This window comes from Ohtaekwangia sp., from assembly GCF_036568665.1.
Classification (GTDB): domain Bacteria; phylum Bacteroidota; class Bacteroidia; order Cytophagales; family Cyclobacteriaceae; genus Ohtaekwangia.
In genome coordinates, this window is the sequence record NZ_DATCSD010000490.1 from 1 (window position 1) to 13,462 (window position 13,462).

19 protein-coding genes are annotated in these 13,462 nt (G+C 43.9%); 4 read left to right on the top strand and 15 right to left on the bottom strand.

The features are described from left to right. The 3 genes from VIN08_RS28325 to VIN08_RS28335 form a co-directional block, all read right to left on the bottom strand. On the bottom strand, nucleotides 1-1,317 hold a 1,317-nt coding region (locus VIN08_RS28325), incomplete at its 3' end, for a cisplatin damage response ATP-dependent DNA ligase (protein WP_331973083.1). A gap of 67 nt (nucleotides 1,318-1,384) precedes the next feature. Beyond that, on the bottom strand, nucleotides 1,385-2,440 hold the full coding sequence (locus VIN08_RS28330) for a ligase-associated DNA damage response exonuclease (RefSeq protein WP_331973085.1): 1,056 nt from the start codon (nucleotides 2,438-2,440) through the stop codon (nucleotides 1,385-1,387). Nucleotides 2,441-2,517: 77 nt separating this feature from the next. Beyond that, nucleotides 2,518-3,015, bottom strand: a complete 498-nt coding sequence (locus VIN08_RS28335) for a nuclear transport factor 2 family protein (protein ID WP_331973087.1) — start codon at nucleotides 3,013-3,015, stop codon at nucleotides 2,518-2,520. Between the two features lie 128 nt (nucleotides 3,016-3,143). On the opposite strand from VIN08_RS28335, the gene VIN08_RS28340 reads away from it, so the two are divergent. Further along, on the top strand, nucleotides 3,144-4,292 hold the full coding sequence (locus tag VIN08_RS28340; RefSeq protein WP_331973089.1) for a tetratricopeptide repeat protein: 1,149 nt from the start codon (nucleotides 3,144-3,146) through the stop codon (nucleotides 4,290-4,292). Nucleotides 4,293-4,456: 164 nt separating this feature from the next. Beyond that, on the top strand, nucleotides 4,457-4,585 hold the full coding sequence (locus VIN08_RS28345; RefSeq protein WP_331973091.1) for a hypothetical protein: 129 nt from the start codon (nucleotides 4,457-4,459) through the stop codon (nucleotides 4,583-4,585). 91 nt (nucleotides 4,586-4,676) lie between these two features. Here the strand turns inward: VIN08_RS28345 and VIN08_RS28350 are convergent, their stop codons facing one another. Further along, nucleotides 4,677-5,231 carry a thioredoxin family protein gene (locus VIN08_RS28350; RefSeq protein WP_331973093.1) on the bottom strand — a complete coding sequence of 185 codons (555 nt, stop codon included), beginning with the start codon at nucleotides 5,229-5,231 and terminating at the stop codon, nucleotides 4,677-4,679. Nucleotides 5,232-5,415: 184 nt separating this feature from the next. On the opposite strand from VIN08_RS28350, the gene VIN08_RS28355 reads away from it, so the two are divergent. Then, nucleotides 5,416-5,712 carry a hypothetical protein gene (locus VIN08_RS28355; protein WP_331973095.1) on the top strand — a complete coding sequence of 99 codons (297 nt, stop codon included), beginning with the start codon at nucleotides 5,416-5,418 and terminating at the stop codon, nucleotides 5,710-5,712. Here VIN08_RS28355 and VIN08_RS28360 read toward each other — a convergent pair whose 3' ends face one another. From VIN08_RS28360 to VIN08_RS28410, 11 genes are all read right to left on the bottom strand, one after another. Beyond that, nucleotides 5,713-6,237: a hypothetical protein gene (locus tag VIN08_RS28360; protein WP_331973097.1), complete on the bottom strand. Its 525-nt coding sequence runs from the start codon at nucleotides 6,235-6,237 to the stop codon at nucleotides 5,713-5,715. A gap of 31 nt (nucleotides 6,238-6,268) precedes the next feature. Then, a complete protein-coding gene (locus VIN08_RS28365) occupies nucleotides 6,269-6,841 on the bottom strand; it encodes a YkgJ family cysteine cluster protein (RefSeq protein WP_331973099.1) in 573 nt (190 codons plus the stop codon). Nucleotides 6,842-6,939: 98 nt separating this feature from the next. Next, nucleotides 6,940-7,410: a nuclear transport factor 2 family protein gene (locus tag VIN08_RS28370; protein WP_331973101.1), complete on the bottom strand. Its 471-nt coding sequence runs from the start codon at nucleotides 7,408-7,410 to the stop codon at nucleotides 6,940-6,942. 81 nt (nucleotides 7,411-7,491) lie between these two features. Next, the gene (locus tag VIN08_RS28375) at nucleotides 7,492-7,992 is read right to left on the bottom strand and encodes a dihydrofolate reductase family protein (protein ID WP_331973103.1); all 501 of its coding nucleotides are present in this window, start codon (nucleotides 7,990-7,992) and stop codon (nucleotides 7,492-7,494) included. A gap of 192 nt (nucleotides 7,993-8,184) precedes the next feature. Further along, nucleotides 8,185-8,349, bottom strand: coding sequence for a hypothetical protein (locus VIN08_RS28380; protein WP_331973105.1), 165 nt, complete (start codon nucleotides 8,347-8,349; stop codon nucleotides 8,185-8,187). 52 nt (nucleotides 8,350-8,401) lie between these two features. After that, the gene (locus VIN08_RS28385; protein WP_331973107.1) at nucleotides 8,402-8,854 is read right to left on the bottom strand and encodes a GyrI-like domain-containing protein; all 453 of its coding nucleotides are present in this window, start codon (nucleotides 8,852-8,854) and stop codon (nucleotides 8,402-8,404) included. Between the two features lie 77 nt (nucleotides 8,855-8,931). After that, nucleotides 8,932-9,369, bottom strand: a complete 438-nt coding sequence (locus VIN08_RS28390) for an SRPBCC family protein (protein WP_331973109.1) — start codon at nucleotides 9,367-9,369, stop codon at nucleotides 8,932-8,934. A 186-nt stretch (nucleotides 9,370-9,555) separates the two neighbouring features. Beyond that, on the bottom strand, nucleotides 9,556-9,966 hold the full coding sequence (locus tag VIN08_RS28395) for a hypothetical protein (RefSeq protein WP_331973111.1): 411 nt from the start codon (nucleotides 9,964-9,966) through the stop codon (nucleotides 9,556-9,558). A gap of 24 nt (nucleotides 9,967-9,990) precedes the next feature. Then, nucleotides 9,991-11,094: an alkene reductase gene (locus VIN08_RS28400; protein ID WP_331973113.1), complete on the bottom strand. Its 1,104-nt coding sequence runs from the start codon at nucleotides 11,092-11,094 to the stop codon at nucleotides 9,991-9,993. A 162-nt stretch (nucleotides 11,095-11,256) separates the two neighbouring features. After that, a complete protein-coding gene (locus VIN08_RS28405) occupies nucleotides 11,257-11,541 on the bottom strand; it encodes a metalloregulator ArsR/SmtB family transcription factor (protein WP_331973115.1) in 285 nt (94 codons plus the stop codon). Between the two features lie 72 nt (nucleotides 11,542-11,613). Continuing rightward, a complete protein-coding gene (locus VIN08_RS28410; RefSeq protein ID WP_331973117.1) occupies nucleotides 11,614-12,996 on the bottom strand; it encodes an ATP-binding cassette domain-containing protein in 1,383 nt (460 codons plus the stop codon). A 243-nt stretch (nucleotides 12,997-13,239) separates the two neighbouring features. On the opposite strand from VIN08_RS28410, the gene VIN08_RS28415 reads away from it, so the two are divergent. Further along, the gene (locus VIN08_RS28415) at nucleotides 13,240-13,461 is read left to right on the top strand and encodes a hypothetical protein (RefSeq protein WP_331973119.1); all 222 of its coding nucleotides are present in this window, start codon (nucleotides 13,240-13,242) and stop codon (nucleotides 13,459-13,461) included. Nucleotide 13,462 lies beyond the last annotated feature (1 nt).

The following is a 13,462-nucleotide window of genomic DNA, read 5'->3' on the forward strand; positions in this document are numbered from 1 at the left end:
TGTGAATGGCACGAGTTGATCGCCATCCCACACAGCAAATGTATAGTCGGTATATAAATTAGCTCTTCGTCCGGCACCATGCATGGCGTAGATCATTACAGCATCTACGGTAAACGGATCGATCTTCCATTTCCACCAATCACCTCTGCGCCTGCCATTGCGATAAGCAGAATCTTTTCGCTTTAGCATAATGCCTTCGCTAAACAGATCGCGTGCACGCGAGCGCTCTTCAGCCAGTTGTTGCCAGGTATTAAAATATACCAATGGTGAAAGGCGCAGTACAGGATGAGGATTCGTACATAGCTCTTCTATTTTCTTTCGTCTCTCCCGCATATTCCAATGGCGTATATCCTCGCCCTGCCACTCGAGTATGTCGTACGTTACAAAAGATACCGGTACATCCTTGAGCAATTTTGCACTCAGCGTTTTTCTGCCGATGCGGGTTTGCAGATGATTGAACGATAACGGATGATCATCTTTATAGGGCAAGATCTCGCCATCGATCACCGTACCATCCGGAAGTAATTCCAGTACGGTAGTAAACTCGGGATATTTATCGGTAACAAGTTCTTCTCCGCGCGACCACACAAACAACTGCCGGTCGCGCACAATGATCTGCCCGCGTATACCATCCCATTTATGTTCGGCATACCACTCGTCCGGACTGCCCAAAGTATTCACATCGTCTTCCAATGCATAAGCCAGGTAAAACGGATACGGTTTGGATATATCTTTCTGCTCCTGTGACAAGAGTAACTCTTCAAAACTTCCTGTATCGGGCAACCAGTTACCCATCAGTTTATGCGCTACTACATTTTCGCGTGTGCCGGTATGCTTTGCCAATGCTTTTACCATCAGTTGCTGCGATACGCCCATCCTAAAACCTCCGGTAATAAGTTTATTAAATACAAAGCGCTCAGTATGATCAAGACGATTCCATGCCCAAAGTATTTTTTCTTTTTTCTCTTCAATGGTTAAAGGTTCGAGTGCACGGATGAAGTCGATCCAGTATGTAAGCGATTCATCCGATACTTCCTGCGGCTGCGGAAGCAATAATGTTATTGTCTCAGCGAGGTCGCCCACCACTGCATACGATTCTAAAAATAACCACGGAGGAAAGCCCGATAACTCCGAAGCCCATGTTCCCAATAAAGTTGTATTAATAGTTCGCTTCGGTCTGCGATGTGACAGCAATGCGATTGACCACAACTTGTCCTGATCGGATACTTTCTGAAAGTACTCTACCAACGCTTTGATTTTGCCAAGTGTTTTGGTAGTGCGATCGAGATCAGTAAAAAGCTGTGCAAAGTTTTTCATACCGGCAGGGCTATACGCAGAAAGCAAATTTCAGCACAACGAGTATGAGTATGCAACAGGTATATACTCATAACTCCGGGTTTTCGAGTGATGTAGCAGCTTCTTCGGGGGATGTTTTATCGGCACCTTCCACCATCTCACCAAGTTCGCCCTCGTAGGTAGTTTTTACCGGATGCGCTTCTGTACCATTCTCATTCAGCCAATGCGAAAAAATTTCAGCGTAGCCATGCGTTACATATACTCTTTCGGCACCAGTCTCTTTTACGGCTGTGTTAAGACTTCTCCAATCGACATGGTCCGAGAGAGCAAATCCTCTGTCGGCACCTCTTCTTCTGCGTGCACCGCGAAGACTCATCCAACCGGAAGCGATACCTAACGAGTATGGCAGAAACCTGCGTATCCACGGTGAGCCTACTGCAGATGGCGGACATATCACCAGAGCTCCTTCAAAATCCTGCTTTTTACTTTCCTTTGTTACCCGGTGTGTTTCCGGTAATGCTATACCTTGTTGAATCATAATCTGATTTATAGCATCTACCGCTCCATGCACTACAATCTTGCCAATGGATGCATCTATATTCTTCAACAGTCGCTGACTTTTCCCTAAGGTATAGCCTGCCAATACCGATACTCTTCCCTCCTGCTGGTTCTCGCGCCACCAGGCATTGATATCCTCAAAGATTTCCTGCTGCGGTCGCCAGTTATATACCGGCAAACCGAAAGTTGATTCAGTAATAAATGTGTGACACTTTACCGGTTCAAATGGTTCGGAGATTCCATCCGGTTCTAATTTATAATCACCGGTAAAAACCCATACTTCATCTTTATACTCTACGCGTATCTGTGCCGAGCCGGGTATATGTCCGGCCGGATGAAAGGAGAATTGAACGCCTTGTATATATACCGGCTTGCCATACTCCACCGTTTCGATCGTATCCAATTTTAGCCGATGCCGGATAACCGGTGCTGCCGAAGAAGTACACAGGTAATTTTTATGCCCCCAACTTGCATGATCGGAATGACCATGTGTGATGAGCGCACGATCTACCGGCTTCCACGGGTCGAGGTATACATTTGCCTGCGGGCAGTATATGCCGCGGTCAGTAAATTCCAGTAGCGCCATGTATATAGCTTTGCATGTTAAACAGACAAACGACTAAAAAGATATACCATGCCACCGGTGTAGCAATAGCAACGCAGTTACTTATGTTTATTATCGATAGCTTTGGGCACCTCGCATCCTGTTTTTCTTCTGGTATCTGCCAGGTGAAATATCTTCCAGCCGTCTTTGCCTTTGTGCAGGTGGAAAGCGTCCACCCCGCAATGGCTAAATGTTTTATCGAGATAAAATGCATAGTCGCACCAGGCTTGTGCAAAATCGCCATCGATCTGGATCTTGAGATTCCATATTTCTTCGTACCATACTTCTTTGTGCGGAGTGCCTACTGCTTTCAGAAATCCATCGAGTGAAGATTCGCGGTGCAGTACCGGGTTGCCGGCTTTATCGCGGGCTATGGTAGCCAGGGTAATTTCATGGGTAAAGGCAGCATGTACCAGGGCACTATCGCCCCTCTCCATGCCGAGGAAGAGATTGGCTATCACCTGCTTTACAGCCTGTTCCTCGGGGGTTAACTTCTGTGCATGGCTGGCGGCATGTATACCGATCAGTAAGAGAAAGAGAAGGTAAAGATGTTTCATAGCGTTATCAGGTTATTAAGACAAGATCAACAAAGCTAATCACCTGTCGAATAACATTTACGTTAATGGCAGGAATGCACGCTCACTCCCAAATATTTCTTATTTTTATCGCTGCTATTGCTACTATTATGACCCAGAAAACGCTCTGCCTGTTACTGCTCTGTGCTATCCTCCCGCTGCGCGGATGGACCCAGGCCGATAGTCTTCAATCCTCTCTTGACACTGCTAAAAATCAATACAAGGTTAAAGCACTGAATGAGCTCTTCCGGAAGTTCCATGAGAATGATCCTGCCAAAGCTGTTGGCTTTGCACGAGAAGCACTCAACCTCGCCACGGAGGTAGGCGATAAAAAAGGACTTGCTGCTGCCTATAATAATTTAGGTATAGCCTATAAAACACAAGGTGCGTTGGATAAAGCGCTGGAGTATTATCTCCGATCACTTCGTATATATGAATCGCTCAATAATAAAGAAGGCATTGCTACAACCAAGAACAACATCGCGACTATATACTCGATGAAGAAAGACTTTGGCCAGGCGATGAAGTACCTCGAAGAGTCGTATGCCTTGTTTGTGGAGATGAAGGATGAAGACAAGATCATTCGCTCGATGAACAACCTCGGTAACTTGCATAGTGAGATCCAGCTATACGAAAAGGCAATGAGTTATTTCTCTCAGGCCTATCAACTGGCCGAGAAGAAAGGAACGCTATACGCTGACCCGTTGATGAATATGGGAAACCTATATTTCCGTCAGAATAATTATCAGCGTGCTGTTGAACAGTATGAGAAGGCGCTTGACCTCGAACGTAAAAACAACAACAAACTCGGGGCCCTTAACATCCTAGTAAACCTGGGCATTACCTATACCAAAGCCAAACAACCGAAGCCTGCACAGGTATATCTGGACGAAGCTCTCTTGCTATGCGAAGAGTTGCAGGCATATTCCTTCCAACCAGCCATTTACAAAACCAGTGCAGAGAATTACGCCAACCAGGGAAAGTGGAAAGAAGCTTACGAGTCGTTTGCCAAGTATGATGATGTGCGTGAAAAGATCTATGGCGAAGAGAGCACACGCAACATAGCACAGATGGAAATGATCATGGAGTTTCAGCAGAAAGAAAAGGAGTATGATCTGCTCAAGCAGCAAGACGAGATCACGCAATTAGAGTTGAGAAACAGCCGTTTGTTTATCGTGCTTTTTATTCTTGGCGGACTAATTATACTCGGTGCGTTGAATTTTTATTTTAGCAAGAAAAAGATCAGAAGAAAATCCTAGTTGAACAGATAGGCCGTTATCGTTTGCATGCCCCTATTAAGCAGTTGTATATTCTGCTTTTGCCTCTTGCTTCATCGTGTTTTTTGATGATTAATTTTTACAAACAAATCCTTTCACGGTTAGGGTGCAACATATACCTTTGTTGCCGTTAAACAATTACAACCATGTTTCAACAGTTTATAGGAGACGGAGCTAATATTTTCATCGCGATCGTAGCAGTTTTGGTAGGTTTTGCTACTGCTCTTGGCTACATCGACTTCCTCAAGACAAAAAAGGAACAGAAGAAAGATTAATGCAGATCAATCGCTATAAAAATATAAAGCCTTGATGCTGCTGCATCGAGGCTTTTTTATTTCATAGCGTGTTGACTGCTGTCCCCCCCTCTCAGAAAGGCGATTTGTATTTACTCTGCCAGTCTTCCCACTTCGTATTTTTATAGTGCCCTTCACCAATGAATTGGGCAATCATGTGAAACTCAGGCGCCTGCCGGTAGCCCGGGAGTGGTTGAATCATTCTAAACTCTTCATCGAGGAAAACCACTGTCGGATAACTCATCTGGTTATTCAACAACGCTGCCGCTAGCTGATGATATCCGCTGCGACCACTCGCCACAAATTTGAACGTGGTGCCGTTGAATACTACATCTTCATGTTGCTCTCCATTGAATTTTACCGCGTAGAATTTTTCATTCAGTAACTGGGCCACCTTCGGATCACTAAAGGTATTTTTATCCATCACCTTGCACCAGCCACACCAATCGGTATATACATCTATAAAGATCGGGCGCTTGGTAGTCTTCGATTTTTGAAGCGCTTGCTCAAAGGTCATCCAATGCACCGGAGCTTCTTCTGCGGCATGCCCCGACTGACCGATCAATGTCATAGAGGTAATGGTTATGATACCAACCACGGCTGCAGCCATCATCCATATTCTTTTCATGCGATACGTATTTAATTATCCATTCACGCTGCGTAACTCTTCTTCTATCAGCGCTATAACTTTCTCAATAAACAAATCTAGCCATAAAAGAGGTCACATCGTTTACCGTTTATCTTTTATAGGCGACTGGTAGTAACCTTTTCGGGTTAAGCGGGTAATCTCTGTACGAAAACACCCATGCGTTATGTTCACAACCGAACATTCTATAGCAGTCAAAACCAAGAATCAGACCAAAAACAGGGATTTTGATGCTGGCATGTCATTGGCAAAGAACCGAACCGTGATGAAAAGACGCTTTACATATCGTGAGTTTACCCTCTTCGTTGGTATCGTTGTGGCGCTTATCGTGGTGTTCACATTATTCCGCATGCAAACATCCGAGCACACATCACAAAGCTCTACTGTATTTCAGTTTCCCAAGATCACATTTGTAGAGAAAGGTATATTCAAAAAAGTTATTGCCAGCGTTTTGTTCGAGTAACTATTTTCTGGGAGCTTCTTTCAGGTTGAAATAATCGCGGTTTAAGTTGAATACCAATGAAAAGCGATTTCGATAGAGCGAAGTTATCTCTGTATTGGAGATGGGCACCTGGTATCCGTAAAATATGTCGGCAAAGCCAAGAATGGTAAGCCCGACTTTAGGCGTGAACACTAATGATTGCCGGTTAGCTCCTTCACTGTTGTAATTATGATCGATGAAATATGTTACATCGGCTGCCACACCAAATATACCTGCCGTAAATTCATAGCCGAGCTTGGGGCCCAGTAATAAGTTACTGTCATCTACAAATATATCTACTGTAGTATAGGGGCCTTTGGATGCAAGACTTAATGGATGTTTGTATATATTCTGCCAATATAAACCGACTTCAACGAAGGCGCGATCTTGCATACCTACGCCAATCTTTGGAACAAAGCGTTGCTTCGTCCAGTAATGTTGAAAAGGTTTAGAACTGGATGAGTCCGATGGCTGGGCAATCAGTATGGTGGTATAAAGAACCAGCATAATAACCGCGAAACTTCTTATAGTCAATATGCTACGATCGGTACGCATAGTAATGCAATATAACTTCTATCGCTCGTTTAATAGCCTCGTTGATCGGGAAAAAATCCCGTGCCAGTTCAAAGTCTATCGCGTGAAGTTGCATATAATAATGACTCATAACTGGTAAACTCTCTCCTGCTTCGATCCGTTCTGCTGTGCGCTGATAATTTTCAGCCTGCTCAGTTTTGATGATCTGACAGGTTACAAGTTCTGATCTTCCGTACTTGTTGGTACGTGCCGAATAGCCAAACAACCGACAGATAAGTCCGCGATGTTTATACTCCGAACATAACCCGGCTCCTGCCTGTGTTGGATTGAGAATAAGACAAAGCGAAGAATCATCTTTACGAAGACGCTCGAACCAATCATCAGCCAGTCCTTGCTGATAGAGGTAATGAGCAAAAGGAAGAAACTCAAGAATGGTAGCTTCAATGTCGGCCTTATAGCAGCACTTGCCACAGCCCCAGGCACAATGCAGGTTCGACCAGGATTGAAATGATGCAATCTCCTGATCAAGCTTTTCAAAAACTTCTTCTACCGCTTTTACTTTTTCGCCCAGCTCCATATTGCAAAGGTAGAACAAAAGGATGGCTTGACAGTAGAATACCTGCAAATACAACAACGCCCCTCCCACACGCACAGTCCGCAGTCAGAAATCAACTGTTATTTTTCGCCTGACATAAATTTACTCAGGCTATAGGTGGCACTCTTTCGAATCGTGTTGCGCACCATCGGGCTCCACCCCAGTAACAAACCGGAAACACCCAGCGCTTGTCGCGACCATCGCCAGAGATTGAATGCATCGTGATGACGGTATATCTTGCCATCTTTAAACTCGAATGTCGCCTGAATGATATTATGTACCGGCCGGCCGGTTTTCGAAAATGTATACCAGGCTTCCCAACGACACGTGCCGCTATCTCCCTTCACTTGAATATCTGAAAATGAAGCACGCAAATCTTTTGCAGATGTGAGCAACATTTGCCACATACCTTTTACCTGTTGTGCGTTAAGATGTTGAAAGACGGGATCCTGAAACGTTGCCTGCGGATGATAGCATTGCTGCATGGTAGCATAATCGCGATTCTGAAAAGCGGTATAAAACTGGCGGATCAGGTCTTCGTGCTGGCTCATGGGTGTAGTACGTTTAGTAGACTGCTAAAGTAACCCTGATAGCCCAATTCAAAAAATGGTATCGGCTATATATAGGTATATTTATTTTCGCTTATACCGTACGGACACCAAACCCGTGTTGTACTGTTTTGTTTCACAAAGAGTAAAATGCTTGCGTTCTTTGATGTGCTCAAACAACGGTTTGCCTTGGCCCAGTATAATCGGATGAATGGATAACCATATCTCATCTATAAGATTCGCGTTGAGAAATGCCGCAGTAAGACTTGCTCCGCCAAACAGCCATATATCTTTACCCGGTTGTTGCAAGATCTTCTTCGCTTCTTCTATACCATCGCCTTGCACAAGTTCGGTTCCGGCAGGAGCGTGGTTTAACGTATTTGAAAATATATAGACTTTTTTAGAAGGGAAAATGTAACTCCCCGCCACTTCATAACTTTTGCGACCATAGAAGATCGCATCGATGCGTTGCATAAAAGCATCCATACCATAATCCTGATCGGTAAAACACCAATCATATTCGCCATTCGGACCTTCAATCAATCCATCCAGACTTACAGCTACTCCTAAAATAACTTTGCGCATATATTTATAGATCGGTTAGATCAACACTAATTTTATAAATTGTTTTTCGCCTTTGGTTGTGATCCGAAAATGTTTACTGTCCTGATTTTTCTCGATCTAGTCAAGCTCTTCAACACGAAGCGTTACCGGTTACCCAGTTTACCTCCTATGCTTGAGAAGCAGATTTTATCTGACCAGGCTAATCGTTCTTTTTCATTTGAAACGATGTATAGTATATATGATTACAGGTAACATTGCTGCAGAATGAGCTTCGTGTCGTACATGTATAATACGCTGCGCATGTCCTTGCGATGAGTATGCAATAAACATCCCGGTAATCGCCACCAGGATGCCGATCAGTATAATTATCTTTCTCATGGTGTTTTTGTTCACGTTAAAATCTATTTCAAATGATCTATAGTATATATAATTATTGTACGCCAACCTGTATCTCTACCACGTTGGCTTCCGGATGCAGGAAATCGGCATTCACGTAGATCTCCCGGCTGATGGCATTCGGCGTAAGCTTATGCCCGGCAATAAACGCCATTAACTTGCTATAGCTTACCGGCATCTTCGACCACTCACCTTCATGTGTAATAGAAGCACAACGAAATGGTTCGGTTCGCTTGAAGTGAAACTCGCCATCGTAATCGCGCGATACATCGGCCACCGGCAAAGCAATCTCCAACGTAAAAGTTTTTTGTTCATCGCCCGTAAATCCGAAGTAGTGCCAGTGTACAGGGCCGGTAATAGCAAGCTGTTGCTGCACGGCTTCGCGAAAAAGCTTTTGCCCGATCGGTAAAAAATTCACGAGTTCATGCACCCGTGTTTCTGTTCTGAAGAAAAGAAAGTTGATAGGTTTTACTTCCTGGATTTTCATAAGACGAGGGTTTGTTGTTTCGTATGTAAATCAACGATCGATGCCTGACAGCCCTGTGTCAGCAGTAAAAAAGAATTTCAATCTTCGAGCTCCAGAATTTCTTTCAGACGAAAAAGATCGCGCGCACGCTCGTGTAAAAACTTCATGGCCTCAAAAGGCTCTGCAGGTCCATTAACAACATCGCTATGTACCTGCACTGTCAGCTTCATTACTGTTCCCTGCTCACGCGGTTCAAACTCAAATATACTGGTGGAACTAAAGGACTGGTTTTGTGTGCGTACCGATCGCTTTTGATAAGGAACAAACTCGGTGATCTGACATAAAGCATGTTCATCGTTGCCAGAATCTTTCATTACTTCTCTGAATCGGGCTCCCGAAATATTTCGTTCATCGCCCAACCATACCGTTTCGGCTACCTGCTTTTGCCACGCAGCGTTGTTACTGATGTCTGATACATAGTTGAACAATGCTTTTACCGGCCAGTTAATTTCGATTTGTTGACAAATGGTTTGCATACGACAGTTGGATTTGTTGAAACAAAGCAACGTAGTATGTCTGACAGCCCTATGTCAGGAGTTTTTAAAAAGATTTTGTTTTTCTGCAGGCGAAGTTATCACGGCAACACCGCGGGACTAAAAAGGGTGAGGCACCGCCTGATTTTACTCAAGCGGTGCCTGTATATATATAGTTGAAGTGTTTACCTAGAGACTGGCCGCAGTCTTTACTTTGAACAACGGCTTGTATGCATCACGATATGCCCACGCCAAAAAGAGGTGAACTGCGAAGATCACAATTCCCATGGGCGCGCCCTCTGGTGCCAGTATTGTATGATACAACAATATATTTAAAGAGATGGGCATAAGAATTACCAGTGAGAGTGGCACAAGTGCACCAACCAGTAATAAAGCTCCTAACACAACTTCAATACCTTTTAACATGGGGAAGAAAAAGCCCGATTGAAACAGCCCGGTTACATACGCCTGTGCAGAAGCACTCAGCGTAGGCTGCGGCATGGATAAGAAGTTCAGGAAGAAATTCAGTCCGAATACAAAGTAAATTAATCCGAGTACTACACGTGCGGCAACAACCGCTATTGATTTGACTTTCGACATAACAAATGTATTTATAGTGTTGAATTATGCATTTACACTTTCTTCTTCAAACACCGGATAATCGATAAGACCTTTGGCCTCTGCAGAATAAAATGTGCTTACATCCAGCTTGATGTTGAGTGGCAAATTTTTACGCAAGCGCTCTACCAAATCAGGATTGCTGATGAAAGGTTTACCAAAAGCTACCAGGTCAGCAAATTGTGCGGCCAGATCTTCTTCTGCGCGCGCTAATGTATAGCCTCCGCTGAGTATCAGTGTATTTTTAAATTTATCGCGTATCGCTTTCTTGATGCTCAGGGGTACTTCCGGTGCTCCCATTCCACTATGATCTACCAGGTGTATATATACCACGCCTATGTCATTCAACTTTTCCGCCAGGTAAGTATAGGTAGCATCGATCTCATCATAATGTGGCATATCGTTATATATACCGTATGGAGATAACCGGATGCCCACTTTATCGCGACCTATAGCCTGTGCTGCTGCAGTAGCGACTTCCAATACAAAACGCGTTCTGTTCTCGATGCTTCCGCCATAATTATCCGTGCGCTTGTTAGAGAATGGTGAAATGAATTGCTCTAACAAATATCCATTGGCACTATGCAATTCGATGCCATCAAAACCGGCCGCGATCGCGTTGCGCGCAGCTTGTATAAATTCATTTTTTGTTTCTTCCAACTCTTGGAGCGACAGGGCCTGCGGAACAGGGTGCTCTTTTTTACCTTCCTGGTCTGTCCACATTTCACCGGCAGCCGCTATAGCTGAAGGGGCTACTAATTTTGCACCTTTCGGTAAATTCAACGGGTGCCCTATACGGCCAGCGTGCATCAATTGTGCGAATATCTTACCGCCTTTTTTATGAACGGCATCTGTTACCAGCTTCCAGCCTTTTACTTGTTCTTCTGAAAACAAGCCGGGCATGCGTGCATAACCTAAACCATTTGGCGAAGGCGATACACCTTCGGAAATGATCAAGCCTGCTGCAGCGCGCTGTCCATAGTAATGGGCTATTAATTCGTTGGGTACATTGTTAATCGCACGAAGGCGTGTCATCGGAGCCATTACAATGCGATTATCCAGGGAGGCCTCTCCCAGTTTGTAAGCGGTAAAAGCGACTTTAGTACTCATGGGTGAAAATGTGGTTAATTAATACATTTAAATGTTTCAATATATACTCTCGAAAAAAGAGCCTGTGGTTGCAGGCTTCGTATTGCTAAAAGGCGAAACGTTTCTTTTTAGTTCATCGATACATTGAAATTCTTCAATATATTTTCCCAAAAAAAATTTCGGTCAGACGAACTTTAACTGATTAATGCAGGCTGTATATTCCTTTAAAACTTTTTCATTCAGAATATACTTATGATTTCTGCCCTCTTTTTCGGTCTCAATCAGTCCTGCTTCAGTTAAAACCTTCAGGTGGTGGCTTACTGAAGGTTGTGCCAGGTCACTTTCTTCCTGTATCTGCGAGCAATGCCCGCATCCGCCTTTTTTTGAAATATGCTGAAGGATCTTCAAGCGGTGTGTATCGCCTAATGCCTTGGATATCTTTTCTATCTGTTTTGCGCTAAGTGCCATGTTAACATCGAAAGATGCGAATATATCAATCTGCAATAAGTACGCAAATAATCTATGAAAAGTTCGGCTGTATTACCCTCCGATATGAAGCCTGTGCCGCGTCCAACGCGCTATATCGCGTTCGTAATGCGTGATCAATACAAGCGTTGTTTCCGGGTGAAGATGCTCCTGCAGATAATCATTGACACGCTCTTTGGTGCGCGTGTCCAGAAATTGAAACGGCTCGTCCAATAACAGCAACTCCTTATCCGACACAAGTCCGTGAATGATCAGCATCAACTGTAACTGCCCGGACGATAAATGTTTTACAGGTTTCTCTATGAATACACCGGCTTCAAAATAATCGACTATAGCGTTTAATTTTTGAAGCGATAATCCGCGATTTTGCCCGAGTATATATTCTCTGGCCGACATCGTTATATACTGTGGGTTAAGATAGCTCGATAACTCCGGCCCGAGGTAATTTATTCTTCGCTTCACATCCCAGATCGACTCTCCTGTTCCTCTGCGCTTGCCAAACAAATATACCTGCTGACTATAGGCCATGGGATGATCGGCATAGATAAGACTGAACAAAGTTGTTTTACCGGAACCGTTTCTTCCCGTAAGTGCCCAGCGCTCTCCGCGATGTATCTTCCAGTTGAGATCACGGAGTATATCGCGTTCACCATAGCGAATGGTAACATCTTTCATTTCTACTACGGGTATACCATTTCCTTTTGATGGCTGCTGTACCGGAGGCGTTGGTGTTTCGTGTTTCTGTTGTACAGATTCTATGGCTTGTATCCTCCCCTCATTCAGAACAAGCCTTCTGTTTATTACCGATGGCAGATGATGTTCATGATCTGCGAGAACAATATTGATCGCGTATGCTTCTGCCAGATGATCCAGGAATGTGATCAGGTCTTCACGACTCCGATAGTCCAATCCTTCAAAGGGATAATCAAGTAATAAAAGTTTTGGTAAAGCATGTACCAGGCTTTTCAGGATCAGTACTTTCTTCAGTTGTCCGTTAGACAGTCGTGTTACTTCCAGGTTCAGTAACTGATCGATGTTAAAGCTTGCCGGAAAATCGAGTATATGCAGTCTCTTCACGTCTTCACCAAACAGGTCACGCACCAACGGAATACGTTCGTCACCAATAGAATAATAGCGTTGCTGGTAAAACAATTCGTGGTGCTGCAAAAAAGCTTGAATGGCGTGAGCCGGTATATAGAGTATTTTTTGTTTGCGCTCCGCATACCGTTCATCCCACGTAGTGCCGTGTATAAAATCGCAGGTTATTTCTCCCTGCACAGGATGTATACTTCCGGCCAGCAATTCGAGCAGTAAAGTTTTACCGCTGCCGTTCGTGCCCGATAACACCCAATGCTCATTTTCATTGATGGTCCAGCTAAAATTTTCTAACAGTCGTTTGCCTGCTTTTGCTATACCTATATTTCGGAGTTCAACCATATAACAAAACTAAGGACGCTGAGCGAAATTGAAAGTACCATGAGAGCCTATACTAATTTTTATATTTATAGAAATATATTTGGTAAGGGCGGTATACAGAAACAGGTTACCGTTACGTGAGAAATGGTATAACATGTAAATACAAACAAACGTATGCTGCTGATTTTACCAATACAGAGGCAAAACGCCTTGATTATAAAATTGTTAGTAGTAAATTGAACAACCGTTACACGTATTTGGCTCATGGAAACCGAAAAACTGGAGTTCTTCAAACTCGATGAGATTGATCGCAAAGTACTTCTTTGGCTATTGGCTCACGTTCCGCAGAAATCCGTTATTGCCTGGATTGATTATATCGCTATAGAATACAGACAAGGTAAATCTGTGATGATCGACAGCGATCGCCTGCTGGCAGAAATGCAGGACGAAGTGCTACAAAAACCAGATGACAGTTATAGTCTGTAAT

Coding starts and splice junctions, on each gene's coding strand:
- VIN08_RS28405 (WP_331973115.1), bottom strand. CDS start 11,541: ATGGCACTTAGCGCAAAACAGATAGAAAAGATATCCAAGGCATTAGGC.
- VIN08_RS28415 (WP_331973119.1), top strand. CDS start 13,240: ATGGAAACCGAAAAACTGGAGTTCTTCAAACTCGATGAGATTGATCGC.
- VIN08_RS28330 (WP_331973085.1), bottom strand. CDS start 2,440: ATGGCGCTACTGGAATTTACTGACCGCGGCATATACTGCCCGCAGGCA.
- VIN08_RS28380 (WP_331973105.1), bottom strand. CDS start 8,349: ATGAGAAAGATAATTATACTGATCGGCATCCTGGTGGCGATTACCGGG.
- VIN08_RS28400 (WP_331973113.1), bottom strand. CDS start 11,094: ATGAGTACTAAAGTCGCTTTTACCGCTTACAAACTGGGAGAGGCCTCC.
- VIN08_RS28410 (WP_331973117.1), bottom strand. CDS start 12,996: ATGGTTGAACTCCGAAATATAGGTATAGCAAAAGCAGGCAAACGACTG.
- VIN08_RS28360 (WP_331973097.1), bottom strand. CDS start 6,237: ATGCTGGTTCTTTATACCACCATACTGATTGCCCAGCCATCGGACTCA.
- VIN08_RS28350 (WP_331973093.1), bottom strand. CDS start 5,231: ATGAAAAGAATATGGATGATGGCTGCAGCCGTGGTTGGTATCATAACC.
- VIN08_RS28345 (WP_331973091.1), top strand. CDS start 4,457: ATGTTTCAACAGTTTATAGGAGACGGAGCTAATATTTTCATCGCGATC.
- VIN08_RS28335 (WP_331973087.1), bottom strand. CDS start 3,015: ATGAAACATCTTTACCTTCTCTTTCTCTTACTGATCGGTATACATGCC.
- VIN08_RS28370 (WP_331973101.1), bottom strand. CDS start 7,410: ATGAGCCAGCACGAAGACCTGATCCGCCAGTTTTATACCGCTTTTCAG.
- VIN08_RS28355 (WP_331973095.1), top strand. CDS start 5,416: ATGTTCACAACCGAACATTCTATAGCAGTCAAAACCAAGAATCAGACC.
- VIN08_RS28365 (WP_331973099.1), bottom strand. CDS start 6,841: ATGGAGCTGGGCGAAAAAGTAAAAGCGGTAGAAGAAGTTTTTGAAAAG.
- VIN08_RS28340 (WP_331973089.1), top strand. CDS start 3,144: ATGACCCAGAAAACGCTCTGCCTGTTACTGCTCTGTGCTATCCTCCCG.
- VIN08_RS28375 (WP_331973103.1), bottom strand. CDS start 7,992: ATGCGCAAAGTTATTTTAGGAGTAGCTGTAAGTCTGGATGGATTGATT.
- VIN08_RS28390 (WP_331973109.1), bottom strand. CDS start 9,369: ATGCAAACCATTTGTCAACAAATCGAAATTAACTGGCCGGTAAAAGCA.
- VIN08_RS28385 (WP_331973107.1), bottom strand. CDS start 8,854: ATGAAAATCCAGGAAGTAAAACCTATCAACTTTCTTTTCTTCAGAACA.
- VIN08_RS28395 (WP_331973111.1), bottom strand. CDS start 9,966: ATGTCGAAAGTCAAATCAATAGCGGTTGTTGCCGCACGTGTAGTACTC.